Genomic DNA, 23330 nt, shown 5'->3' with positions numbered 1-23330 from the left:
AAGCTGAGGGGGACGCATGAACATCAGCTTCTTCCAGGAACTGCTGCAAAGCATCACCGAGCGCGGCCGGCAATTGCTGGAGTCGCGCGAGCCGGCGCCGGGCAATGCCCAGGCGCTGGCGCAGGCTTGCCACAAGCTGATCTCCAGCCATGGCGAAGCCTCGGGCGTGGCCCTGGCGAAGCAGGTCCTGTGCGCCTATCGGGACTGTCCGCAGGACCAGCAGAAGGCCTTCTTCGACACTCTGCTGACGGACTTCGCACCGCCCCACGACGCGCTGGCGCAAGCCTGCCAGCGCTACCTCGACGAGCCGTCGTCGGCCAACACCACCGCATTGTTCGAGGCCAGCGAGCCGCCGCGCCAGGAGCTGTTCCGCCGCCTCAACCAGGCGCCCGGCGGCACCGCCGAGCTGATCGCCATGCGCCGCCTGCTGCTGCAGGAACTCAAAGCCAATCCCGAGCTGGCCGCGGTGGACCACGACCTGCAGCACCTGTTGGCATCCTGGTTCAACCGGGGCTTCCTGGTGCTGCGGCGTATTGACTGGTCGACCCCGGCGTCGATCCTGGAAAAGATCATCCAGTACGAGGCCGTCCACGCCATCAAGGACTGGGACGACCTGCGCAGCCGTCTGCAGCCTGCTGACCGCCGCTGTTTCGCCTTCTTCCACCCGGCGCTGGCCGACGAGCCGCTGATCTTCGTCGAGGTGGCACTGACCCGTGCGATGCCCGGTGCCATCGCGGACATTCTGGAGCCCGGTGCGCAAGCGCTGCCGGCGGAGGAGCCGGACACCGCAGTGTTCTACTCCATCAGCAACTGCCAGGACGGCCTGCGCGGCATCTCCTTCGGCAACTTCCTGATCAAGCAGGTGGTGGAGGAGCTGGCGCGGGAGATTCCCGGCCTGCGCCAGTTCGTCACCCTGTCGCCGGTGCCTGGCTTCCGCCACTGGCTCGACAGCCTGGGCGACGACCCGCAACTGGGCGCGGCCACCGCCGAGCTGCTCAAGGCGCTCAAGCCCGATGCAGCACCGCCGCCGCGCACGGAGCAACCGATGCTGGCGCTCGCCGCCGAGTACTTCCTGCATGCCCGTAACGGAGCGGGTTTCCCGCTGGACCCGGTGGCGCGCTTCCACCTGGGCAACGGTGCCCGCCTGGAACGCCTGAACTGGCGCGGCGACCTTTCCGCCAGCGGCCTGCGCCAGGCTGCCGGGCTGATGGTCAATTACCGCTACGAACTGCGCCAGATCGAAAAGAACCACGAAGCCTACGCCAACCAGGGCGCGGTCACCGCCTCACCCGAGGTGCGCAAACTGGCCACCCTGTCGGCGAAAACAAAACGCTAGGACCTCACCATGAACCAGAGTCTTTTTGCCGAAGTCGGCAAACACCTGCCCAGCGACCTTTCCAAGCCGTTCATCCGTACCCCGGATGGCGGCGGCTACAGCTACGCCGACATGCTGCGCAGCACCTCGCAGTTCGCCCATGCGCTGGTGGAGCTCGGTGTACAGCCGGGCGACCGCGTCGCCGTGCAGGTCGACAAGAGCCCCGAGACGGTGATGCTCTACCTCGCCGTGCTGCGCGTCGGCGCGGTCTACCTGCCGCTCAACAGCGGCTACACCGGCGAGGAGCTGCGCTACTTCCTCGACGATGCCGAGCCCTCGCTGTTCGTCTGTGCACCGGCCTTCGAGACCCAGGCCCGCGAGCTGGCGAAAGTCAGCGGCGTGGCGCACGTGGAAACCCTGGGCGATGCCGGCGACGGCTCGCTGATGGCGCGTGTTCACGGCAAGCCGGGGCGCTTTGCCGATGTCGAGCGTGCCGCTTCCGACCTTGCCGCGATCCTCTACACCTCCGGCACCACCGGGCGTTCCAAGGGCGCGATGATCAGCCATGGCAATCTGGTCTCCAACGCCCGCGCTCTGGTGGATGCCTGGCAGATCACCAGCGCGGACTGGCTGTTCCATGCGCTGCCGATCTTCCACATCCACGGCCTGTTCGTGGCCTGCAATAGCCTGCTGATGGCCGGCGGCTCGATGCTTTTCCTGAGCAAGTTCGACGCGGCGCAGATGCTCAAGCTATTGCCTCAGGTGAACCTGCTGATGGGCGTGCCGACCTTCTACACCCGTCTGCTCGACCAGCCCGGTCTGACTCGCGAGGCGGTGGCGCACATGCGCCTGTTCATCTCCGGTTCCGCACCGCTCACCGCCGAAACCCACAAGGCGTTCTCCGAGCGCACCGGCATGGCCATCCTCGAGCGCTACGGCATGACCGAGACTGGCATGAACACCTCCAACCCGCTGGACGGACAGCGCATCGCCGGCACCGTCGGTTTCCCGCTGCCGGGCGTCGAGCTGCGCATCACCGATCCGTCAAAGGCCGAGCCGACGATGCTGCCCCAGGGCGAACCGGGGATGATCGAAGTGCGCGGGCCGAACGTGTTCCAGGGTTACTGGCGAATGCCGGAGAAGACCGCCGAGGAACTGCGTGCGGACGGTTACTTCATGACCGGCGACATCGGTTTCGTCGATGAGCGCGGCTACGTGCAGATCGTCGGCCGCAACAAGGACATGATCATCAGCGGCGGCTTCAACGTGTATCCCAAGGAGCTGGAGGAGATCCTCGACACCCTGCCCGGTGTGGCCGAGTCGGCGGTGATCGGCGTGCCGCACCCGGACTTCGGCGAGGGCGTGACGGCTGTGCTGGTAGCCAGCAAGGGCCAGGCGCCGAGCGAGGCGCAGGTGCTCGCTGCACTGGACGGCAAGCTGGCGCGCTTCAAGCAGCCCAAGCGGGTGATGGTGGTCGATGCGTTGCCGCGCAACGTGATGGGCAAGGTGCAGAAGAACGTGCTGCGCGAGCAGTTCAAGGCGCTGTATTCCTGAGCCTCCGGAGTAAAGAAGCCCCGCTCACGCGGGGCTTTTGCTTCTGTATGAGCGGAGCTCCTCCGCGAAATCCTTCGCGGCGTAATCCGTTCCAACCTGAGATCTACGGTGCATCGAGTTCGCGTAGGAGCGGACTGCGTCCGCGATGTGCCTGCGTCGCGCTGGGTTTTCCCGCGCCGCTTCGGCGTGCGCTGGGACTCTTTGTTTCGCCCCCTCGGGCGAGTCCCTTTTGGCAAACGCCCCAAAAGGAACCAAAAGGTCTTGCCCCTCCATCCGGTTTTTCGCCTAGGCGAAAAATTCCCTCGTTGAACTGAAATTTCAGGGGCACGCCGCGAAGGGCCATCCCTGGCCCGTCGCGACTCTCGCGGCATCCATGCCGCTCAACCCCTGAAATTCCAATTCAACGAGGCCTCCTGAAAGGGGCATTCGGCGCGTGTGGATGTTTCTCTGGAAGCCAGAGACAGAGCCTCTACGTAGGGCGCATAACTCGGAACGGGTTATCCGCCGATGCCACCGCGGCGGATAACGCTGGCGCGTTATGCGCCCTACGATCCTGATGGTTCGGCGCGGCCGGTTGTTCGCGAGCAAGTTCGCTCCTACAGCCACACCAAGCTGCGGAGCGCTTTTCGTAGGAGCGAGCTTGCTCGCGAACCGCCCAGCGCCGGTGCTCCCTCGCAGGAATGAAAAAGCCCCGCTCTCGCGGGGCTTTTGATTTTGTAGGAGCGGAGCTTCTCCGCGAAGCGCGTATGAAATCCGCGCCCCACAAGGCAATCAGCGAACGGTCACCACCACCTTGCCCACCGCCTTGCGCTGGCCCAGGTGATTGATCGCGTCGGCGGCTTTTTCCAGTGGATAGGTCTGCGACACCAGCGGCTTGATCCTGCCTTCGGCGAACCAGGCGAACAGCTGCTGGAAGTTCGCCGCGTTGTCCTGCGGCTGGCGTTGGGCGAAGGAGCCCCAGAACACGCCGACCAGGGAGGCGCCCTTGAGCAGGGTGAGGTTGGCCGGCAGCGCGGGAATGGTGCCGCTGGCGAAGCCGACCACCAGCATGCGGCCGTTCCAGGCGATGGAGCGGAAGGCTTCCTCGAACAGGTCGCCGCCCACCGGGTCGTAGATCACGTCCACGCCCTGGCCGCCGGTGATTTCCTTGAGCTTGTCCTTCAGGCTGCCTTCACTGTAGTTGATCAGCACGTCGGCGCCGGCGGCCTTGGCCACTTCCAGCTTGGCGTCGCTGCTGGCGGCGGCGATGACCTTGGCGCCCATGGCCTTGCCGATCTCAACCGCGGCCAGGCCGACGCCGCCGGAGGCGCCGAGCACCAGCAGGGTTTCGCCCGGCTGCAGGTTGGCGCGCTGCTTGAGCGCGTGCATGGAGGTGCCGTAGGTCATGCCGAAGGCGGCGGCGCTGGGGAAGTCCATGCCGTCGGGGATCGGCATGACGTTGTAGCCGGGCACCGCGACTTCCTCGGCGAAGCTGCCCCAGCCGGTCAGGGCCATCACGCGGTCACCGGGTTTCACATGGCTGACTTTTTCACCGACTGCGCCGACCACGCCGGCAGCCTCGCCACCCGGCGAGAACGGGAAGGGCGGTTTGAACTGGTACTTGCCCTCGATGATCAGCGTGTCGGGGAAGTTCACCCCGGCGGCGTGAACCTGCAGCACGACTTCGTTCTTCTTCGGCTCAGGGCTGGCGATGTCTTCCAGCACCAGGGTTTCGGCGGGGCCGAAGGCTTTGCACAGCACGGCTTTCATGAGGACGTACTCCGTTGGAGGTTCTTCTTGGTGAGTAGTGGGCCAGTGTAGGAGCGCGGGCACAGGGGGCAAATCACCATGGCCTGGGCTTATGCCCCGATATAGCTTGGGCGGCGGCGCGAGTGTGGCTATCCTTTGCCCATCGAATCCGGAGACATTGCCTTGAGAGCTTTCCTCGCCCTGTTGCTGGCCTTTTCCTTCAGTACCTTCGTCATGGCTTCCGAATCCGAGGAAGCCAAGCCGGAAGACGCCAACAAGCCCGTGTTCATCGACCTTACCCCGGCGCTGGTGGGCAACTATGGCAGCGGTCCGCGCCTGAAGTACTTCAAGGCCGACATCGCGCTGAAGGTCATCGGCAAGGAGGCCTCCGAGAAGGTCGAACACCACGAGCCGCTGATCCGCAACCAGCTGGTGATGCTGTTCGCCCAGCAGACCGACGACTCCCTCGGCAGCGTCGACGGCAAGGAGAAGCTGCGCCAGGAAGCCCTCAAGCAGGTGCAGACCGCCCTCCAGCAGGAGGAGGGCAAGCCGCTGGTGGACGACCTGCTGTTTAACAACCTGATCGTCCAGCCCTGATCCCCTCCGGTCTTCGCCTGCATGAGTGCGCCTCATGCAGGCGAAGCGACACCCGGCTGCGGCTGCTTGCCGCAATGCTGGGCTGAAAGCCCCGCCTCACATGGTGCGTAGGAAATTTCCGGCGCGCGCCTGACCTGAATCAAACCCCGTTTGCCGCTGCTCGCCGAACATCCCCTCATGATCCGCTCGAATTCGAGCGCCTGGACAAAGGGGAAATCGGATGACAGGAAACGCAAAAAGCTGGCGCACCCGCGGTCTCGCGGTGCTGGTGGTGGCCGTGCTCGCCGCGCTGGCCTGGCAGACGTTCAAGCCGACAGGCCTGCCCGAAGGCTTCGCCAGCGGCAATGGGCGCATCGAGGCCACCGAAGTCGACGTGGCCACCAAGCTGCCCGGCCGCGTGGCGGAAATCCTGGTGGACGAAGGCGACTTCGTGAAGGCCGGCGACGTGGTGGCGAAGATGGACACCCAGGTGCTCCAGGCCCAGCTCGCCCAGGCCCAGGCGGAAGTGCGGCGGGCGCAGAATGCCCAGCTCACCGCCGAGTCCCTGGTGGCCCAGCGCACCAGCGAGAAATCCACCGCCGAAGCCGTGGTCGCGCAACGCCAGGCGGAACTGACCGCCGCACAGAAGCGCTTCACCCGCACCGAGCAACTGGTCAAGCGCAACGCCCTGCCGCAGCAGCAGCTGGATGACGACCGCGCCACGATGCAGAGCGCCCAGGCGGCGCTGGCCGCTGCGCGCTCCCAGGTGGTCTCCGCGCAGGCTGGTATCTCCGCCGCGCGTTCCCAGGTGATCGAGGCGCAGTCGGCCATCGAGGCTGCCACCGCGAGCGTCGAGCGCCTGCAGGCAGATATCGACGACAGCCTGCTCAAGGCCCCGCGCAACGGTCGTGTGCAGTACCGCGTGGCGCAGCCGGGGGAGGTGCTGGCGGCCGGTGGCAAGCTGCTCAACATGGTCGACCTGGCCGACGTCTACATGACCTTCTTCCTGCCCTCTGGCCAGGCCGGCAAGGTCGAACTGGGCCAGGAAGTACGTCTGGTGATCGATGCCGTGCCCGAGTACGTGATCCCGGCCAAGGTGTCCTACGTCGCCAGCGTCGCGCAGTTCACGCCCAAGACGGTGGAGACCGCCAACGAGCGCGAGAAGCTGATGTTCCGCGTCAAGGCGCGCCTCGATCCGGGCCTGCTGGAGAAGTACATCACCTACGTGAAGACCGGCGTGCCGGGCATGGCCTACCTGCGCCTCGACCCGCAGGTGCAGTGGCCGGCTGAACTACAGATCAAGGTCCCGCAATGAACGCCGCCGACTGCGTGGCCCGTCTGGCTGGCGTCTCGCTGCGCTACGGCGAGACCCGCGCAGTGGACGACGTCACCCTGGAGATTCCGGCCAACCGCATGGTCGGCCTGATCGGCCCGGACGGCGTCGGCAAGTCCAGCCTGCTGGCGCTGCTGGCCGGCGCGCGGAAGATGCAGGACGGCGAAATCCAGGTGCTCGGCGGCGACATGCGCGACGCACGCCACCGCCGCGCCGTGTGCCCGCGCATCGCCTACATGCCCCAGGGCCTGGGCAAGAACCTCTATCCGACGCTCTCGGTGTTCGAGAACGTCGATTTCTTCGGCCGCCTGTTCGGCCACGACAAGGCCGAGCGCGAGCGGCGCATCGCCGACCTGCTGCACAGCACCGGCCTTGCGCCCTTCGCGGAACGCCCGGCGGGCAAGCTCTCCGGCGGCATGAAGCAGAAACTCGGGCTGTGCTGTGCGTTGATCCACGACCCTGACCTGCTGATCCTCGACGAGCCCACCACCGGCGTCGACCCGCTGTCGCGCAACCAGTTCTGGGAGCTGATCGCGCGCATCCGCGCCGGCCGCGAGGGCATGAGCGTGCTGGTGGCCACCGCCTACATGGAAGAGGCCGAACGCTTCGATCACCTGGTGGCGATGGACGATGGCAAGGTGCTCGCCACTGGCACACCCGCCGAGTTGCGCGCACACACCGGCACGCAGAATCTGGAAGAGGCCTTCATTGCGCTGCTGCCCGAGAGCAAGCGCGCCGGTCACCACAAGCTGGTCATTCCCCCGCGGCCGCAGCCTGACGGCGCGCCGCAGATTGCCATCGAAGCAGAAGGGTTGACCTGCCGCTTCGGCGATTTCGTCGCGGTGGACCGCGTCAGCTTCCGCATCGAGCGCGGGGAAATCTTCGGCTTCCTCGGCTCCAACGGCTGCGGCAAGTCCACCACCATGAAGATGCTCACCGGCCTGCTACCGGCCAGCGAAGGTACCTGCGCGCTGTTCGGCCAGCCGGTGAACGCCAACGACATGGAGACCCGTCGGCGCGTCGGCTACATGTCCCAGGCCTTCTCGCTGTACGCCGAGCTGACGGTGCTGCAGAACCTCGAACTACACGCCAAGCTGTTTCACATCCCGCATGAGCAGATCGCCCCGCGCGTCGAGGAAATGCTCCAGCGCTTCGACCTGGGCAAGGTCCGCGACGAGCTGCCCGACAGCCTGCCGCTGGGCATCCGCCAGCGCCTGTCGCTGGCGGTTGCGGTGATCCACAAGCCGGAAATCCTGATCCTCGACGAGCCCACCTCGGGCGTCGACCCGGTGGCGCGCGACGGCTTCTGGGAGCTGATGGTGGAGCTGTCGCGCAACGACGGCGTGACCATCTTCATCTCCACCCACTTCATGAACGAGGCGGAGCGCTGCGACCGCATCTCGCTGATGCACGCCGGCAAGGTGCTCGACAGCGATACCCCGCAGGGGCTGATCGACAAGCGTGGCCTGCCGACCCTGGAAGCCACCTTCATCGCCTATCTTGAAGAGGCCGCCGGCAGCGCGCCGGTGCCCGACGCCACGCCCGCTCCCGAGCAGCCTGCCGCGCCCGCTCGCTACAAGGGCAGCGACCGCTTCAGCTGGCTGCGCCTGTTCAGCTATGCGCGCCGCGAGGCCATGGAACTGCGCCGCGACCCGATCCGCCTGACCCTGGCGCTGGTGGGCACCGCGCTGCTGATGTTCATCATCGGCTACGGCATCAACATGGACGTCGAGGACCTCACCTACGCGGTGCTCGACCGCGATCAGACCACCACCAGCCAGGCCTATGCGCTGAACATTTCCGGCTCGCGCTACTTCATTGAGAAAGCGCCGATCCAGAACCCCGAGGAGCTGGAGCGGCGCCTGCGCAGCGGTGATATCAGCCTGGCGGTGGAGATCCCGCCGAACTTCGGCCGTGATCTCAAGCGCGGCGCCGATCCGGCCATTGGCGTGTGGATCGACGGCGCCATGCCGACCCGCGCAAACACCGTGCTCGGCTACGTACAGGGGCTGCACGCCAGCTACCTCGCCGACCTCGCGCGACAGAATGGCAACGCCGCCGCCAGTGCCGCCGCAAGCACCGAAGTGCGCTTCCGCTACAACCCCGACGTGGAGAGCCTCAAGGCCATGGTGCCGGCAGTGATCCCGCTGTTGCTGATCATGATCCCGGCGATGCTCACCGCCCTGGGCGTGGTCCGCGAGAAGGAGCTGGGCTCGATCACCAACCTCTACGTCACCCCGGTCACGCGCCTGGAGTTCCTGCTCGGTAAACAGCTGCCCTACATCGGCATGGGCATGATCAACTTCGTGCTGATGCTGGCCATGGCCGTGCTGCTGTTCCAGGTGCCGCTCAAGGGCAGTTTCCTGGCCCTGCTGGTCGGCGCGTTCCTCTACGTGGTGACCAGCACCGGCCTCGGCCTGCTGCTCTCGACCTTCATGAAGAGCCAGATCGCCGCGGTGTTCGGCACCGCCATCGCCACCATGATCCCGGCGATCCAGTTCTCCGGGCTGATCCACCCGGTGTCCTCGCTGGAAGGCGCGGCGGCGGTGATCGGCCAGCTTTACCCGACTTCGCATTTCCTCATCGTCAGCCGTGGCGCCTTTTCCAAGGCGCTGGGCTTCGCCGACCTGTGGGTCTACTACCTGCCGCTGCTGGCGATGGTGGTGGTGCTGACGCTGCTCAGCGTGGCCTGCCTGAAGAAACAGGAGGTCTGAGATGAACAAGCTGGCGAACATCTTCAACCTCGGCATCAAGGAGTTCCGCAGCCTGGGCCGCGACTACGCGATGCTGATCCTGATCGCCTGGGCCTTTACCCTGGGCGTCTACAGCTCGGCCACCGGCGTGCCGGAAACCCTGCACCACGCGCCGATTGCCATCGTCGACGAGGACCAGTCGCAGCTCTCCTCGCGCATCGTCAACGCCTTCCAGCCGCCGTACTTCCGGGTGCCGGAAATGATCGGCCATGCGCAGATGGACCGCGGCATGGACGTCGGCCTGTACACCTTCACCCTGGACATCCCGCCGGACTTCCAGCGCGACGTGCTGGCCGGGCGGCAACCAGCGATCCAGGTCAATGTCGATGCGACACAGACCGGCCAGGCATTCTCCGGTGCCGGCTACATCCAGAACATCGTCGGCACCGAGGTGCGCGAGTTCGTCAGCCGCTACCGCGCCGAGGCGGCGATGCCGGCGGAGCTAGCGGTGCGCATGGAGTTCAACCCGAACCTGACCCAGGCCTGGTTCGGCGCAGTGATGGAAGTGATCAACCAGATCACCATGCTGTCGATCATCCTCACCGGCGCCGCGCTGATCCGCGAGCGCGAGCACGGCACGGTGGAGCACCTGCTGGTGATGCCGCTGACCGCCTTCGAGATCATGATGGCCAAGGTCTGGTCCATGGGCACCGTGGTGCTGGTGGCGGCGGCGATCTCGCTGCAGCTGGTGGTGCGTGGCTGGCTGGACGTGCCGATCAGCGGCTCGGTGGGGCTGTTCCTGCTCGGCGCGGCGCTACATCTGTTCGCCACTACATCCATGGGCATCTTCATCGGCACCGTGGCGCGCTCGATGCCGCAACTGGGACTGCTGGTAATCCTCACCCTGATGCCGCTGCAGATTCTCTCCGGCGGCACCACGCCGCGCGAGAGCATGCCGGAGCTGGTGCAGACCATCATGCTGGCGGCGCCGACTACCCACTTCGTCAGCCTGGCCCAGGCGATCCTCTATCGCGGCGCCGACCTGTCGATCGTCTGGCCGCAATTGCTGGCCATCGTCGGGATCGGCGCGGCTTTCTTCGCAGGCGCCTTGTGGCGCTTCCGCCGGACCATCGGGCAGATGGCCTGACTTGGGTAGGTACCGGGACGTGATTAATGCGATCACGTTTGCCCCGCTCCCTCTCCGTAACCCTCTCCCTGAAGGGAGAGGGGACTGTCCCGAGTGAGGCGGAAGTTCAGCGCTCTCCGGCTGACACCGTGATTGCAGCGAGCGCCGAACGGCTCCCTCTCTCTTCGGAGCGGGGCGCGCAGCCAGGACTGGGGAAAGGGCAAGCTTCGCACGGGTATTCAGGAGAGCGTGCGCTCGGCCATATCCACCGGCCACACGCAGGTCTGGTTTCGTCCCTTGTGCTTGGCGGCATACAGCGCCTGATCGGCCTGGGCGATCAGTTGGTCCGGCTCGGCGTCCTGCCCCGGCGTGGCGATGGCCAGGCCGATACTTACCGTCAGCCGCCCCAGCTCGCCGGCCGGATGCGCGATGCCCATCTCGGCCACGCGCTGGTGGACGCGCGCGGCAACATGGTTGGCACCTTCCAGGCCTGTATCGGTGAGGATGATGACGAACTCTTCGCCACCATAACGGCACGCCACATCGCCCTCACGTTGCAGGCATTCCTGCAGGCAGCTGGCGAGGCGGCGCAGTGCGTCGTCGCCGGCGAGGTGACCCAGGCAGTCGTTGAAGCGCTTGAAGTGATCGACGTCGAGCATCAGTACCGCCAGCGGCGCGTCGGCACGGCGCAGGCGGCGCCACTCGCTCTGTAGCTGGCGATCGAAGTAGCGGCGGTTGAACAGGCCGGTGAGACCGTCCTGCTGCGAGAGCTTGTGCAACTGTGCTTCGAGTTGCAGGCGCTCGCTGTTGTCGCGGGCCACGGCGATCAGATAGTCGTGGTCGCCCTGGTGGATCAGCTGGGTATTGATCTCCGCCGGTTGCAGGCTGCCATCGCGACGCTGCATCTCGCGCTGGAAGATCATCGACAGGTTCAGCCGGTGCGCCTGCTGGACCAGTTGGATCCAGGCGTGGAAGCCGGGAATCAACCGCTCCGGATCATCGCGCAGCAGGTGGCGGAATTCCTCGGCGCTGTAGCCCAGGCCGTTGTAGGTCGCCCGGTTCATGTGCAGCAGCTCGCGCTGTTGCAGGTCGAAGATGAACAGCGCGTCGCGGCTGGAGTCGGTGAGGTCCAGTGCCAGCTGCAGGCGCTCGCGGCTGTCGCGCAGGTTTGCCTCTACCGACTGGCGTTGCTCGGCTTCCTGGCTGAGCAGCTGGTTGCTGGCGCTCAGCGCAGTGGCCCGGCGGGCGTTCTCGCGGGCGAGGAATAGCGACGCCACCAGCAATAGGCTGATGGTGACGCCGCCGCCGAATACAACCATCGGCAAGGGCGTGGACAGTGATTGCACCAATGTCGCGGTGGGACGCAGCTCCAGCTCGAAGCTGCGGTTATCGAGCAGGCGCAGTGGGACGCGCAGGGGCTGGTCGGCATCGCTGTCGGGTTGGTCGCGCACATAGAGCGGCTGGCCGTGCTCCAGCAGACGCACGCTGAACAGGTGGTTGTCAGCCTGCTTGAGCAGGTTGTCCATCAGCGGGCCGACGCGGAAGACCCCCTGCATGAAGCCGTCGAAGCGGAGCTGGTTGTCCGCGTCGCGGATGTAGACCGGGGTGTAGAGCACGAAACCGCGTCCGCCCTGGAGCAGTTCCACGCTGTCGCTCAGGCGCGCTTTGCCACTGTCGCGGGCGCCCATCGCCGTCGGGTAGTTGGGGTGCTGCTCGGTCAGGCGGAAGTTGAGCGCAGCCTCGTTCCCCTGCAGTGGTTCCAGCCAGCGAATGTTCAGGTCCGGGTCGGCCCACTGGATCGACTGGTAGCCGGGGAAGCTGCGCACGTAGAAGCGCGCATCCAGCTCCCACTCGGCACGGGGCATGCGACCGTGATGGGTCCACAGCTGGGCCAGCAGGTCCAGGCCCAGGACCTGCTCGTGGAGGTTGGCTTCCAGCTGGTGCGCCAGGCTGCGACCCTGGTAGGTCAGGCGTTCCTGCACGCGCTGCCGTTCGCTGCTCGCCAGCTCCTCGCCAAGCCAGGCGCTGGCGAGCAGGAGCATGCAGAGCAGACCGCCAAGCCCGAGGTAGGTTGCGAGTGAGGACTGAAGGCGGTGCATACGGCGAATTCCGGGGGCTTCAGTAACCTAATAGCACAGTGCCTCTACTTGTGCGCCAGGCCGACGACGATCGCCCACTGTTCGGCAGTGACCGGCATCACCGACAGGCGGCTGCCTTTCTGCACCAGGGGCATCTCTTCCAGGCCAGCCTGTGCCTTGAGTGTGCCCAGCGGCAGCACCGAGCGGAAGGCCTCGACGAAGCTCACGTCGCGGGCCGTCCAGGGATTCTTCTCGTCGCTGGCCTTGGGGTCGTGGTAGTGGCTTTGCGGATCGAGCGCGGTTGGATCGGGATAGGCTTCGCCGTCGATCTGCGCGATGCCGGCGATGCCAGGTTTCGGGCAGCTGGAGTGGTAGAAGAAGAACAGGTCGCCCGGCTGCATGCTGCGCATGAAGTTGCGTGCCTGGTAATTGCGCACGCCGTCCCAACGCGCGGTTTTCAGGCGCTGCAGGTCGTGGATCGAAAGTTCGTCGGGCTCGGATTTCATCAGCCAGTAAGCACGTGCCATCCGCGAGGGTCTCCTTGTGTGTGGCGGGATTTGACTAAGGGTAGGCGGGTGGGCGTTTCCCTGCGACAAGCTGACAGCTCGCCGGATACAAATTGTAAGAAGAAGATGTGGGATTACCGGCATGAACATTGCCTGAAAGTGCCGGGAGTTTTGGGAGCGACAGCTCCTCCGACGATCGGTTGGCGTCAGAATTGCGAGAAGCTTTTCATTGTCGGAGAATGCCGCCGTTTTTAGCTTGGCCCGCCGGACGGATAAAAAAACCACCGCCGGTCATCGTTGACAGTTTGCCTGGAAGGGGGAGGCAATCGATGAAACGCAAGCCTGATCTTTTGTGGGTGTTGGTAATACTTTTCGGTCTGGGTGTCGTCACTACCGGTTACACCCAGAGCCTGTGGGAACAACGCCAGGGCAATGCCCCGGTGCAGGTCACCCAGCAGCCCTGATCCAGTTCACCTGAGTCAGCTGCTTCCGCCACGGCTATCGCAAGGAACGCGATTCCGTCGCGAGACGGCCATACCAGCCGCCGTCCGTCACTATGCCCATCAGCGGCACATCCCAGCTCGCCAGCTCCAGCTTGTCGACCTTCTGGCACTCGTGCGCCAAGCCCAATAGCGTCGGCTTCTGCCAATTTTTGCGCATTCCCAGGTAGGCCAGGGTACGGTCGTAGAACCCCTTGCCCATTCCCAGGCGGCCGCCTTGTGGATCAAAACCGACCAGCGGTAGCAGGAGAAGGTCAAGCGCCCAGGCAGGTCGCTGGCGACGGCGGTCGGCCTGCGGTTCGGCGATGTTGAAGCGGTTGCGCACCCAGCGTTCGCCGATGCCCACCTGCTGGAAGGTCATGTGCGTACGCGGCCAGTCGGAGAGCACCGGCAGGTAGGTCGCCTTGCCGCGCTTCTGCGCAGCCTTCATCAATGGGCGCGGGTCGATTTCGCCGTCGGCCGGCAAGTACAGGGCGACGTGCTTCGCTCGGCGGAACAGCGGATGCTGCGCGAGCTGGCGATACAGGGCCTGGGCGGCGAGGCGTTGCTGAAGGGGAGTGAGCGCGCGTCTGGCCTGGCGCAACTGGCGGCGCAGGGCAGGACGAGAGAGGGAATCTGCGTGGATCATGGAAGGGTAAAGCTCCCCGGACATGCCGCTGTCGGGTTAGCCCTTGAACCCGAGAGTTCAAGGTGGTGGTTGCAGTAGGCTTTAAGGCTTTCCGTCGTGCGGACATGCACACCAGCCCAACTGGCAACCCCCGTTGTTGCAATTATCGGCTCAGGGACATCACCGACTGGCAAACACACCAGGGAGCGAGGCGATTATACCCCAAGGAAATTTCCCTGGTCAGACTTCACCCTGGTCTTTATCGGTGGTAGGGGTGTCTGTGGTCAGCGCGCGATCCACGCGTTCGAGCAGTTCGCGCACGCGCTCACGGGTGGAGCCGCTGTCGTGCTCCACGCGCTCCTGCTTGTGCAGCAGGTCGTGGGTGATGTTCAGGGCCGCCATCACCGCGACACGGTCGGCACCGATCACTTTGCCGCTGGATCGGATCTCGCGCATCTTGCTGTCCAGATAGCGCGCGGCGCTTTCCAGGTTGACGCGCTCGTCCGCAGGGCACGCGATGCAGTACTCCTTGTCGAGGATTTGGACGTTCAGGGTGTTCGACTGGCTCATGAGTCCTGCTCCAGGGCTTTAAGACGCAAAATCATCGCTTCGACCTTCTGCCGAGCCAAATCGTTCTTCTCGATCAGATGGGCGCGTTCTTCCCGCCAGCTTTTCTCGTTCGCCCGCAGCAGCCGGTTCTCGGCCTTGAGCTGTTCCAGGCGCTGGAGCAGCAGGTCGAACTTGGCGATCAGCGCGTGCAGGTCGGCGTCTTCCATGGGCTCTCGCTTGGGAGTTGCTTAAGTAATCGAGAACTATATAGGACTGCCGTGGGGGTGGGTCAACGCACGGCTGCCCGGCACGTCGTCACATGGTCTTGGGGTGTGTGCCGGTGCTAGGATAACGGACCATATTCTATGCGCGGCGCCTGATGGCGCCTAGCCGTCACCCAGGTTCGATCATGTCCACTTCCAGCTCCGCCTACACCGCCTTCGCCGCCCTGCTCGCTGAGGCTGCCCTGCCGATTTCCCCCGCCGAACTGCACGGTCACTTACTCGGTCGCGTCTGCGCCGGTTCAGGCTTCGACCAGGGCGAGTGGCTGCAGGCCGCTGGTGAGCTGCTCGGCGGCGAACCGGGCGAGCGCCTGGGCGCAGCCCTGGGCGGTCTGTTGGGCATGGTCCAGCAGGACTTCACCCAGGGCGAGATGGCCGTGGTGCTGATGCTGCCCAACGATGACGAACCGCTGCTTGAACGCGCCACAGCGCTGGGCCAGTGGTGCCAGGGTTTCCTCGCCGGCTTCGGCCTGGCGCTGCGTTCCCCCAGCCTGTCCGACGAAGCCGACGAAGTGCTGCAGGACATCGCCGCCATCGCCCAGGTTGGCGGCCAGCTGGAAGAATCCGAAGACGGCGAGGCCGACTACATGGAAGTGCAGGAATACCTGCGCGTCGCCCCGCTGTTGCTGTTCTCTGAATTCGGCAAGGTGCCGGCACCGGCCGAGAAACCCTCCCTGCATTGAGGTCGCGCATGATCCGTATCGCCAAGTCGGAATACGCCCGTCGTCGCAAGGCGCTGATGGCGCAGATGGAACCCAACAGCATCGCCATTCTCCCGGCGGCGCCGATGTACATCCGCAACCGCGACGTCGAGCACGTTTACCGCCAGGACAGCGATTTCCAATACCTCACCGGTTTCCCCGAACCGGAAGCGGTGATGGCGCTGATCCCCGGCCGCGAGCATGGCGAGTATGTGCTGTTCTGCCGCGAGCGCGATCCGGAGCGTGAACTCTGGGACGGCCTGCGCGCCGGCCAGGACGGCGCCATCAGCACCTTCGGCGCCGACGATGCCTTCCCCATCGGCGATATCGACGACATCCTTCCCGGCCTGATCGAGGGCCGCGACCGTGTGTACTACGCGCTGGGCGCCAACCAGGAATTCGACCGCCGGCTGATGGACTGGATCAACGTGATTCGCTCCAAGGCGCGCCAGGGTGCGCAGCCGCCGAACGAGTTCGTCGCCCTCGACCACCTGCTGCACGACCAACGCCTGTACAAGAGTGCCGGCGAAGTGAAGGTGATGCGCTATGCCGCGGAAGTCTCCGCCGGCGCGCACATCCGCGCCATGCAGGCTTGCCGTCCGGGCCTCTACGAGTTCCACCTGGAAGCCGAGCTGGAATACGCCTTCCGTCTGGGCGGCGCGAAGATGCCGGCCTACGGCTCCATCGTCGCCACCGGTCGCAACGCCTGCATCCTGCACTACCGGGAGAACGACGCGCAGATCAAGGACGGCGACCTGATCCTGATCGACGCCGGCTGCGAGATCGACTGCTACGCCAGCGACATCACCCGCACCTTCCCGGCCAGCGGAGTCTTCAGCCCCGAGCAGAAGGCCATCTACCAGCTGGTGCTGGACGCCAACATGGCGGCCTTCGACTACATCGCTCCGGGCCGTCACTGGAACGAAGCCCACGAGGCCACCGTGCGGGTCATCACTGCCGGCCTGGTGGAGCTGGGCCTGCTCAAAGGCGACGTCGACGAGCTGATCGAGCGCGAGGCCTACAAGGCCTTCTACATGCACCGCGCCGGCCACTGGCTGGGCATGGACGTGCACGACGTCGGCGAGTACCGCGTCGGCGGCGAATGGCGCGTCCTCGAACCGGGCATGGCGATGACCGTCGAGCCGGGCATCTACATCTCCCCGGACAACACCGACGTGCCGAAGAAGTGGCGCGGCATCGGTGTGCGTATCGAGGACGACGTGGTGGTGACCAAGACCGGCTGCGAAGTGCTGACCAACGGCGTGCCGAAAACGGTCGCCGAGATCGAAGCGCTGATGGCCGAAGCCAAGACCCAGGCCGCCTGAGATGCAACGTACGCAACTGGCCATCATCGGTGGCGGACTCGTCGGCGCAAGCCTTGCGCTGATCCTCCAGGCCGGCGCCCGTGCGCGCGGCTGGCAGATCGTGTTGATCGAGCCCTTCGCCCCCGGCGATGCCTACCAGCCCAGCTATGACGCGCGCTCCTCGGCGTTGTCCTTCGGCAGCCGGCAGATCTACGAGCGCCTGGGGCTGTGGCAGCAGATTGCCCAGCGCGCCGAACCCATCACCCAGATCCACGTCTCCGACCGCGGCCGCTTCGGCGCCGCGCGCCTGACGGCGGTGGAAGAGGGCGTTCCCGCTCTCGGCTACGTGGTGGAGAACGCCTGGCTCGGCCAGTGCCTGTGGCATGCGCTCGACCCGGAAGTGGTGAGCTGGCGCTGCCCGGCCGAAGTGCGCCGGATGGATGCACTGGGCGACGGCTACCGCTTGACCCTGGACGACGACTCGCAGATCGACTGCGACCTCGCCGTGCTGGCCGACGGCGGCCGCTCCGGCCTGCGTGAGCAACTGGGCATCAACGTGCGCTCCTCGTCCTACGGGCAGACCGCGCTGATCGCCAACATCAGCCCGTCCGAAGCCCATCGCGGACAAGCCTTCGAACGCTTCACCGAGAACGGCCCGCTGGCCCTGCTGCCGCTGCCGGAAAATCGCTGCGCGCTCGTTTGGACCCGCAATGGCAGCGACGCCGAGCGCCTGCGCGAGCTGTCCGACGCGGCCTTCCTCGCCGAGTTGCAGGTGGCCTTTGGCTACCGTCTGGGCACCTTGCGCCAGGTCGGCGTGCGCTATGGCTATCCGCTGAGCCTGACCGAGGCCGACGAGCAGATTCGTCCGCACCTCGTCGTGCTGGGCAACGCCGCCCATAGCCTGCACCCGATTGCCGGACAGGGCTTCAACCTGTCGCTGCGCGATGCCAAGGCCCTGGGCGACTGCCTGTTGCAGGAAGAGGCCGCGCCGGGCGATTTCGCCGTGCTGCAGCGCTACCTGGATGGCCAGCGGTTGGACCAGCAGATGACCGTCGGTTTCTCCGACCGCGTCACCCGTCTGTTCTCCAATGCTCAGCCGTTGCTGGCCACCGGCCGCAACATCGGCCTGCTCGGCCTCGACCTGCTGCCCCCGGCCAAGCGCTGGTTCGCCCGCCAGGCCATGGGCCTGGGCGCCCGACCGGTCTGAGTCGATGCAAGTACGCAAGAGCTCCCGCCGCGCCCGCCTGCTGCGTTTCGGCCTGAACCTCTATCCGCCGTACCTCGGTGCCGGGGTGCGGGTGCGCCACATCAGCGCGGACTTCCGCGAGATCCGCGTGAAGATGGGCCTGAGCGTGTTCAACCGCAATTACGTCGGCACCCAGTTCGGCGGCAGCCTGTACAGCATGACCGACCCCTTCTTCATGCTGATGCTGATGGAGAACCTGGGGCGCGACTACATCGTCTGGGGGGACAAGGCCGCCAACATCGAATTCGTCAGCCCCGGCAAAGGGCCGGTGTATGCCGATTTCCGTATCGACCAGCACCTGCTCGACGACATCCGCGCGCGCACCGCGGCGGGCGAGAAATACCTGCCGCGCCTGCACGCCGAAGTGCGTGACGGCGAAGGCACCCTGGTGGCGCGGGTGCAGAAGACCCTGTACGTCCGGCTCAAGCCGCGCGCGCGGCAGGCCGCTTGAATTTCGATTCCCGCGCCGAAGCTGCGCGGGCCGCTGAAGAAGGAACGCACATGCACGCGGATATGGTTATTGTCGGGGCGGGAATGGTCGGCAGCGCGCTGGCCCTGGCCCTGGAAGGCAGCGGGCTGGATATCCTGCTGCTGGACGGCTCGTCGCTGAGCGTCAAGCCGTTCGACCGCGAAGCGCCTTTCGAGCCGCGCGTCAGTGCGCTGTCTGAGGCCAGCCGACGTATCCTCCAGCGCCTGCACGCCTGGGACGGCATCGCCGCACGGCGCGCCGAGCCCTACTGCGAGATGCAGGTGTGGGACGGCTCGGGTACCGGGCAGATTCACTTCAGCGCCGCCAGCGTACACGCTGAGATGCTCGGCCATATCGTCGAGAACCGCGTGGTGCAGGACGCCCTGCTGGAGCGCCTGCACGAGTCCGCCCTCGGCCTGCTGCCCAATGCGCGCCTGGAACAACTGCGCCACTCCGGCGACGACTGGCTGCTGAGCCTCTCCGACGGCCGTGAAATCCGTACGCCGCTGGTGGTCGCCGCCGACGGTGCCAACTCCGCGGTACGCCGGCTGGCCGGCTGCGCGACCCGCGAGTGGGATTACCTGCACCACGCCATCGTCACTAGCGTGCGCTGCGAGAAGCCGCACCAGGCCACTGCCTGGCAGCGTTTCACCGACGACGGCCCGCTGGCCTTCCTGCCGTTGGCGAAGGAGGGCGACGCACACTGGTGCTCGATCGTCTGGTCGACCACCCCGGAGCAGGCCGAGAAGCTCATGGCGCTGGATGACGAAGGCTTCTGCAAGGCCCTGGGCCTCGCCTTCGAACATCGCCTGGGTGCCATCGCGCACGCCGATCGCCGGTTGTGTATCCCGCTGCGCCAGCGCCACGCCAAGCGTTATGTGGAGCCGGGGCTGGTGCTGATCGGCGACGCCGCGCACACCATCCACCCACTGGCCGGGCAAGGCGTGAACCTGGGCTTCCTGGATGCCGCGGTGCTCGCAGAGGTGATCGAGCATGCCCACGCCCGTGGCGAGAATATCGCCGAGGAACGTGTGCTGAGTCGCTTCGAACGTCGGCGTATGCCACACAACCTGGCGATGATGGCGGCGATGGAAGGCTTCCAGCGCCTGTTCCAGGCCGACCCGCTGGCGGTGCGCTGGCTGCGTAACGCTGGGCTGCGGCTGGTGAATAAGCACCATGAGGCCAAGGGTGTTTTCGTGCGCCAGGCGCTGGGACTGTCGGGGGATTTGCCGAATCTGGCGCGGGTGTAACTCAAGGCGGCCTGCGGCCCCTCACCCCAGCCGTCTCCCGGAGGGAGAGGGAGCCGAACGGAGTGCCTGGATGACTCGGAGTCAGCCGGCGAGCTCCGCACCTGACTCCCCCGCGACCCCAAACCGCACCCCATCGAAACACCCCGACACAAACGCGCGGCTCGTTAGCAAATGAGGTTCCTTATCATTTGCGGGATATCTTCCCCGCAAAGGACATCCCCATGCTCGTGCGCAAAGGTCTTCTCGCCACCCTTCTGCTGGCCGCCCTCGGTAGCACCGCCCAGGCCGCCGACGAAGTGGTGGTCTACTCCTCGCGCATCGACGAGCTGATCAAGCCGGTCTTCGACGCCTACACCCAGGCCACCGGGGTGAAGATCAAGTTCATCACCGACAAGGAAGCGCCGCTGATGGCGCGGATCAAGGCCGAAGGCGCCAACACGCCAGCCGACCTGCTGCTTACCGTCGACGCCGGCAATCTCTGGCAGGCCGAGAAGATGGGCATCCTGCAACCGTTCGATTCACCGACCCTGGATGCCAACATCCCGCCGCAGTACCGCTCAGGCACCGACAGCTGGACCGGCCTGTCGCTGCGCGCGCGCACCATCGCCTATTCGACCCAGCGGGTGAAGCCCGAGGAACTCTCGACCTACGAGGAGCTGGCCGATGCGAAGTGGGAAGGCCGCCTGTGCCTGCGCACTGCGAAGAAGGTCTACAACCAGTCGCTGACCGCGACCCTGATCGAAACCCATGGCACCGAAAGGACCGAGGAAATCCTCAAGGGCTGGGTGAACAACCTGGCGACCGATGTATTCTCCGATGACAACGCGCTGCTGCAGGCCATCGCCGCCGGCCAGTGCGACGTCGGCATCGTCAATACCTACTACTACGGGCGCATGCACAAGGACAATCCGCAGTTGCCGGTGAAGCTGTTTTGGCCGAACCAGGGCGACCGTGGTGTGCACGTCAACTTGTCCGGGATTGGCCTGACCAAGCATGCGCCGCACCCGGAAGCCGCGAAGAAGCTGGTGGAGTGGATGACCGGCCCGGAGGCCCAGTCGCTGTTCGCCGGCATCAACCAGGAATTCCCGGCCAACCCGAAAGTGGCGCCGTCGCAGGAAGTGGCGGCCTGGGGTGAATTCAAGGCCGACAGCATCCCGGTGGAAGTTGCCGGCAAACGCCAGGCCGAGGCGATCAAGCTGATGGACCGCGCAGGCTGGAATTGATCAGGACTCCGGCTCTGACGCTTTCGCCGCCGGTTGGGCAGCTGTCTCGCCAGCGCCAGACTGCTGCACCTGGTACTGCACCGAGAGCGGCTTGCTGCCCTCCGTCAGCAGGCAGGTGAACTGCCCGGCGACCTTCTCGCCCTCACGTATCTGCGCCTTCAGCGCCTTGCTCGCATGCTGCCCCTCGACTTCCCCATCGTAGGCTTCCTCGCGCAGTGATCCATGGTCCAGCCAGGACTGCTGCCAGCGCTCCTGCATCGTCGGATCGCCGGCAAAGGAGCGCGAGGCGAGGTCCAGGCAACCTTCGATGGGCGTTGGGGCGTCGTCGGCAAACGCCGGCCCGCAAAGGGCGACGAGGAACAGGGCAGGCAGGGTGCGGAGGGCTGGCATGGGCTTTTTCCTTGGGCAGGGGAGTGGCAAAGTGGCGGATTCGACCGCAGTACCTTGTGCTTTATCCCTGTCTTCTGAGGATCGGGCGAATTCGAGTTCAACGTTGGAAGTTTCCGTAACCGAATCGGACGCGTCCCCCGTGAACGTCACTTGAAGTCTGGATGCACCGACGCATGCGCGCCAATCGCTGGAACCTCATCACTTTCGCCGTCGCCGCGCTGGTCCTGCTGCCCATCAGCGTCCTGTTGCTGAGCTGGGCCCAGATCGACCGCGAAATCTGGTCGCACTTGTGGGAAACCCAGATGATGCGCCTGCTGGGCAATACCCTGGTTTTGGTGGCAGGTGTGGGCGTCGGCGTGACCGTACTGGGTATCAGCCTCGCCTGGCTCACCAGCCTCTGCGAGTTCCCCGGCCGACGCTGGCTGGACTGGGCGCTGATGCTGCCCTTCGCGGTGCCGGCGTACGTTCTGGCGTTCGTCTTCGTCGGCCTGCTGGACTTCTCCGGCCCCGTGCAGACGCTGCTGCGCGAATGGTTCGGCAGCGGCTTGCGGCTGCCGCGGGTGCGCTCCACCGGTGGGGTGATCACGGTGCTGGTGCTGGTCTTCTATCCCTATGTTTATCTGCTCGCGCGCACCGCCTTCCTCGCCCAGGGGCGCGGCTTGATGGAGGCGGCGCGGGTGCTCGGGCTGTCGCCGCTGGCGGCCTTCTGGCGCGTTGCCCTGCCGATGGCGCGGCCGGCCATCGGCGCCGGGCTGGCGCTGGCGATCATGGAGACCCTGGCAGATTTCGGCACGGTGTCGGTGTTCAACTTCGATACCTTCACCACTGCGGTCTACAAGACCTGGTACGGCTTCTACAGCCTCTCCAGCGCGACCCAACTGGCCAGCCTGCTGCTGCTTTTCGTCATGCTGGTGCTGCTGGGTGAGCGCTACAGCCGTGGCCGCAGCGGCGCGCCCAATGAGCGGCCGCGCGGCTCCGCGTTATACCGGCTGTACGGCTGGAAGGCTCTCGCCGCCAGTGCCTGGTGCCTGCTGGTCTTCGCCTGCGCCTTTGTCATCCCGGTGCTGCAGCTGCTGGTCTGGGTCTGGCAGAAAGGCCGCTTCGACCTCGACGAGCGCTACTGGGGCCTGATCCTGCACAGCCTTTACCTCGGAGGCTTCGCGGCCGTGCTGACGGTGGCTGTCGCGCTCCTGCTGGCCTTCGCCCGTCGCCTGTCGCCGACGCCGGCGGTGCGCTCGGCAGTCGGCATTTCCAACCTTGGCTACGCGCTACCCGGCTCGGTGCTGGCGGTGGCGATCATGCTGGCCTTCAGCTGGCTGGACAATCACGCGGTGATCCCGCTCTCCAGCACGCTCGGGGGTGCCGGCAAGCCGCTGCTGCTGGGCAGCCTCGGGGCGCTGCTGGTGGCCTACCTGATCCGCTTCATGGCGGTGGCCTACAACCCGCTCGAGGGTGCGTTGGCGAGAATTCGCCCGTCGCTTCCGGAGGCTTCTCGCAGCCTGGGTGTCGGCAGCGTCGGCCTGTTCCTGCGCGTCTACCTGCCGCTGCTGCTGCCGGGTGCTCTGAGCGCCGCGCTGCTGGTATTCGTCGACGTGCTCAAGGAAATGCCGGCGACCCTGCTGATGCGCCCGTTTGGCTGGGACACGTTGGCGGTGCGCGTCTTCGAGATGACCAGCGAAGGGGAGTGGGCCCGAGCGGCGTTGCCGGCGCTGACGCTGGTGCTTGTGGGATTATTCCCGGTGATCGGCCTGATCCGTCGGTCCGCGCGCCAGAGCGGCTCTTCGCGTTCCTGAGAATCGGCCGTCGGACAAGCTGTCCAGAGTCCTGCCATGCGACTACAATGCGCGCGTTTCGTGCGGGCCGTACTCGCGCTCCGCACCCGCCTCGCCCGGAAGGAGAAC

21 protein-coding genes and 1 other RNA gene are annotated in these 23330 nt (G+C 65.8%); 14 read left to right on the top strand and 8 right to left on the bottom strand.

The genetic code is table 11. The annotated features are described in order from the left end of the window. The first annotated feature begins 16 nt into the window (after positions 1–16). Both IB274_RS12555 and IB274_RS12550 read left to right on the top strand, forming a co-directional pair. Positions 17–1336: a malonyl-CoA decarboxylase gene (locus IB274_RS12555; RefSeq protein WP_192432299.1), complete on the top strand. Its 1320-nt coding sequence runs from the start codon at positions 17–19 to the stop codon at positions 1334–1336. 9 nt (positions 1337–1345) lie between these two features. Further along, positions 1346–2869, top strand: a complete 1524-nt coding sequence (locus IB274_RS12550; protein WP_192432298.1) for a malonate--CoA ligase — start codon at positions 1346–1348, stop codon at positions 2867–2869. Between the two features lie 771 nt (positions 2870–3640). Here the strand turns inward: IB274_RS12550 and IB274_RS12545 are convergent. Then, complete coding sequence (locus IB274_RS12545; protein ID WP_192432297.1) at positions 3641–4618, bottom strand: NADPH:quinone oxidoreductase family protein; 978 nt, start codon at positions 4616–4618, stop codon at positions 3641–3643. A gap of 162 nt (positions 4619–4780) precedes the next feature. Here IB274_RS12545 and IB274_RS12540 point away from each other — a divergent pair, with 162 nt between their 5' ends. The 4 genes from IB274_RS12540 (at position 4781) to IB274_RS12525 (ending at position 10346) form a co-directional block, all read left to right on the top strand. Beyond that, a complete protein-coding gene (locus IB274_RS12540) occupies positions 4781–5194 on the top strand; it encodes a flagellar basal body-associated protein FliL (protein WP_192432296.1) in 414 nt (137 codons plus the stop codon). Between the two features lie 220 nt (positions 5195–5414). Next, a complete protein-coding gene (locus tag IB274_RS12535; RefSeq protein ID WP_192432295.1) occupies positions 5415–6488 on the top strand; it encodes an HlyD family secretion protein in 1074 nt (357 codons plus the stop codon). Next, positions 6485–9220, top strand: coding sequence for a ribosome-associated ATPase/putative transporter RbbA (gene rbbA, locus IB274_RS12530; RefSeq protein WP_192432294.1), 2736 nt, complete (start codon positions 6485–6487; stop codon positions 9218–9220). Before IB274_RS12535 ends, rbbA begins: the two co-directional genes overlap by 4 nt. Before the next feature lies 1 nt (position 9221). Beyond that, on the top strand, positions 9222–10346 hold the full coding sequence (locus IB274_RS12525) for an ABC transporter permease (protein ID WP_192432293.1): 1125 nt from the start codon (positions 9222–9224) through the stop codon (positions 10344–10346). 218 nt (positions 10347–10564) lie between these two features. On the opposite strand, the gene IB274_RS12520 is transcribed toward IB274_RS12525, so the two are convergent. Further along, positions 10565–12424 (bottom strand): diguanylate cyclase, encoded by a 1860-nt coding sequence (locus IB274_RS12520; RefSeq protein ID WP_192432292.1) that lies wholly within the window; start codon positions 12422–12424, stop codon positions 10565–10567. A 44-nt stretch (positions 12425–12468) separates the two neighbouring features. After that, entirely contained in the window at positions 12469–12930 is a 462-nt protein-coding gene (locus tag IB274_RS12515) for an EVE domain-containing protein (RefSeq protein ID WP_192432291.1), read from the bottom strand. A 308-nt stretch (positions 12931–13238) separates the two neighbouring features. Between IB274_RS12515 and IB274_RS29830 the strand changes: the two genes are divergently transcribed. Further along, positions 13239–13373, top strand: a complete 135-nt coding sequence (locus IB274_RS29830) for a hypothetical protein (protein ID WP_128082560.1) — start codon at positions 13239–13241, stop codon at positions 13371–13373. Between the two features lie 34 nt (positions 13374–13407). Here the strand turns inward: IB274_RS29830 and IB274_RS12510 are convergent, their stop codons facing one another. The 4 genes from IB274_RS12510 to IB274_RS12495 form a co-directional block, all read right to left on the bottom strand. Continuing rightward, positions 13408–14037 (bottom strand): 5-formyltetrahydrofolate cyclo-ligase, encoded by a 630-nt coding sequence (locus IB274_RS12510; RefSeq protein ID WP_192432489.1) that lies wholly within the window; start codon positions 14035–14037, stop codon positions 13408–13410. 9 nt (positions 14038–14046) lie between these two features. Beyond that, positions 14047–14225: non-coding RNA, 6S RNA (gene ssrS, locus IB274_RS12505), on the bottom strand. A gap of 31 nt (positions 14226–14256) precedes the next feature. Next, positions 14257–14586 (bottom strand): cell division protein ZapA, encoded by a 330-nt coding sequence (locus IB274_RS12500; RefSeq protein ID WP_045213134.1) that lies wholly within the window; start codon positions 14584–14586, stop codon positions 14257–14259. Then, the gene (locus tag IB274_RS12495; protein WP_017521390.1) at positions 14583–14792 is read right to left on the bottom strand and encodes a TIGR02449 family protein; all 210 of its coding nucleotides are present in this window, start codon (positions 14790–14792) and stop codon (positions 14583–14585) included. The genes IB274_RS12500 and IB274_RS12495 overlap by 4 nt, the downstream gene beginning before the upstream one ends. 182 nt (positions 14793–14974) lie before the next feature. Here IB274_RS12495 and IB274_RS12490 point away from each other — a divergent pair, with 182 nt between their 5' ends. From IB274_RS12490 to IB274_RS12465, 6 genes are all read left to right on the top strand, one after another. Beyond that, positions 14975–15529: a UPF0149 family protein gene (locus IB274_RS12490; RefSeq protein ID WP_192432290.1), complete on the top strand. Its 555-nt coding sequence runs from the start codon at positions 14975–14977 to the stop codon at positions 15527–15529. Positions 15530–15537: 8 nt separating this feature from the next. Next, positions 15538–16872 carry a Xaa-Pro aminopeptidase gene (gene pepP, locus IB274_RS12485; protein WP_192432289.1) on the top strand — a complete coding sequence of 445 codons (1335 nt, stop codon included), beginning with the start codon at positions 15538–15540 and terminating at the stop codon, positions 16870–16872. A gap of 1 nt (position 16873) precedes the next feature. Continuing rightward, complete coding sequence (gene ubiH, locus IB274_RS12480) at positions 16874–18058, top strand: 2-octaprenyl-6-methoxyphenyl hydroxylase (RefSeq protein ID WP_192432288.1); 1185 nt, start codon at positions 16874–16876, stop codon at positions 18056–18058. A gap of 4 nt (positions 18059–18062) precedes the next feature. Then, positions 18063–18548 (top strand): DUF4442 domain-containing protein, encoded by a 486-nt coding sequence (locus tag IB274_RS12475; RefSeq protein ID WP_192432287.1) that lies wholly within the window; start codon positions 18063–18065, stop codon positions 18546–18548. Positions 18549–18598: 50 nt separating this feature from the next. Then, entirely contained in the window at positions 18599–19816 is a 1218-nt protein-coding gene (locus IB274_RS12470) for a 2-octaprenyl-3-methyl-6-methoxy-1,4-benzoquinol hydroxylase (protein WP_192432286.1), read from the top strand. Between the two features lie 221 nt (positions 19817–20037). After that, positions 20038–21039 (top strand): Fe(3+) ABC transporter substrate-binding protein, encoded by a 1002-nt coding sequence (locus IB274_RS12465; protein WP_192432285.1) that lies wholly within the window; start codon positions 20038–20040, stop codon positions 21037–21039. Here the strand turns inward: IB274_RS12465 and IB274_RS12460 are convergent, their stop codons facing one another. After that, positions 21040–21429 (bottom strand): hypothetical protein, encoded by a 390-nt coding sequence (locus IB274_RS12460; protein WP_192432284.1) that lies wholly within the window; start codon positions 21427–21429, stop codon positions 21040–21042. It abuts the gene before it with no gap. Positions 21430–21602: 173 nt separating this feature from the next. Between IB274_RS12460 and IB274_RS12455 the strand changes: the two genes are divergently transcribed. Then, complete coding sequence (locus IB274_RS12455; protein ID WP_192432283.1) at positions 21603–23222, top strand: ABC transporter permease; 1620 nt, start codon at positions 21603–21605, stop codon at positions 23220–23222. The last annotated feature ends 108 nt before the right edge of the window (positions 23223–23330 follow it).

The organism is Pseudomonas sp. PDM18, from assembly GCF_014852585.1.
Lineage (GTDB): Bacteria > Pseudomonadota > Gammaproteobacteria > Pseudomonadales > Pseudomonadaceae > Pseudomonas.
The sequence above is the reverse complement of the archived record's forward strand: the minus strand, read 5'-3'. Positions and strand labels throughout refer to the sequence as shown.

What these genes read in the sequence shown, in the direction of transcription:
- IB274_RS12525 (WP_192432293.1), top strand. Translation starts at nt 9,222, where the DNA reads ATGAACAAGCTGGCGAACATCTTCAACCTCGGCATCAAGGAGTTCCGC.
- IB274_RS12455 (WP_192432283.1), top strand. Translation starts at nt 21,603, where the DNA reads ATGCGCGCCAATCGCTGGAACCTCATCACTTTCGCCGTCGCCGCGCTG.
- IB274_RS29830 (WP_128082560.1), top strand. Translation starts at nt 13,239, where the DNA reads ATGAAACGCAAGCCTGATCTTTTGTGGGTGTTGGTAATACTTTTCGGT.
- IB274_RS12535 (WP_192432295.1), top strand. Translation starts at nt 5,415, where the DNA reads ATGACAGGAAACGCAAAAAGCTGGCGCACCCGCGGTCTCGCGGTGCTG.
- ubiH (WP_192432288.1), top strand. Translation starts at nt 16,874, where the DNA reads ATGCAACGTACGCAACTGGCCATCATCGGTGGCGGACTCGTCGGCGCA.
- IB274_RS12550 (WP_192432298.1), top strand. Translation starts at nt 1,346, where the DNA reads ATGAACCAGAGTCTTTTTGCCGAAGTCGGCAAACACCTGCCCAGCGAC.
- pepP (WP_192432289.1), top strand. Translation starts at nt 15,538, where the DNA reads ATGATCCGTATCGCCAAGTCGGAATACGCCCGTCGTCGCAAGGCGCTG.
- IB274_RS12490 (WP_192432290.1), top strand. Translation starts at nt 14,975, where the DNA reads ATGTCCACTTCCAGCTCCGCCTACACCGCCTTCGCCGCCCTGCTCGCT.
- IB274_RS12500 (WP_045213134.1), bottom strand. Translation starts at nt 14,586, where the DNA reads ATGAGCCAGTCGAACACCCTGAACGTCCAAATCCTCGACAAGGAGTAC.
- IB274_RS12495 (WP_017521390.1), bottom strand. Translation starts at nt 14,792, where the DNA reads ATGGAAGACGCCGACCTGCACGCGCTGATCGCCAAGTTCGACCTGCTG.
- IB274_RS12545 (WP_192432297.1), bottom strand. Translation starts at nt 4,618, where the DNA reads ATGAAAGCCGTGCTGTGCAAAGCCTTCGGCCCCGCCGAAACCCTGGTG.
- IB274_RS12555 (WP_192432299.1), top strand. Translation starts at nt 17, where the DNA reads ATGAACATCAGCTTCTTCCAGGAACTGCTGCAAAGCATCACCGAGCGC.
- rbbA (WP_192432294.1), top strand. Translation starts at nt 6,485, where the DNA reads ATGAACGCCGCCGACTGCGTGGCCCGTCTGGCTGGCGTCTCGCTGCGC.
- IB274_RS12465 (WP_192432285.1), top strand. Translation starts at nt 20,038, where the DNA reads ATGCTCGTGCGCAAAGGTCTTCTCGCCACCCTTCTGCTGGCCGCCCTC.
- IB274_RS12515 (WP_192432291.1), bottom strand. Translation starts at nt 12,930, where the DNA reads ATGGCACGTGCTTACTGGCTGATGAAATCCGAGCCCGACGAACTTTCG.
- IB274_RS12520 (WP_192432292.1), bottom strand. Translation starts at nt 12,424, where the DNA reads ATGCACCGCCTTCAGTCCTCACTCGCAACCTACCTCGGGCTTGGCGGT.
- IB274_RS12510 (WP_192432489.1), bottom strand. Translation starts at nt 14,037, where the DNA reads ATGATCCACGCAGATTCCCTCTCTCGTCCTGCCCTGCGCCGCCAGTTG.
- IB274_RS12460 (WP_192432284.1), bottom strand. Translation starts at nt 21,429, where the DNA reads ATGCCAGCCCTCCGCACCCTGCCTGCCCTGTTCCTCGTCGCCCTTTGC.
- IB274_RS12470 (WP_192432286.1), top strand. Translation starts at nt 18,599, where the DNA reads ATGCACGCGGATATGGTTATTGTCGGGGCGGGAATGGTCGGCAGCGCG.
- IB274_RS12475 (WP_192432287.1), top strand. Translation starts at nt 18,063, where the DNA reads ATGCAAGTACGCAAGAGCTCCCGCCGCGCCCGCCTGCTGCGTTTCGGC.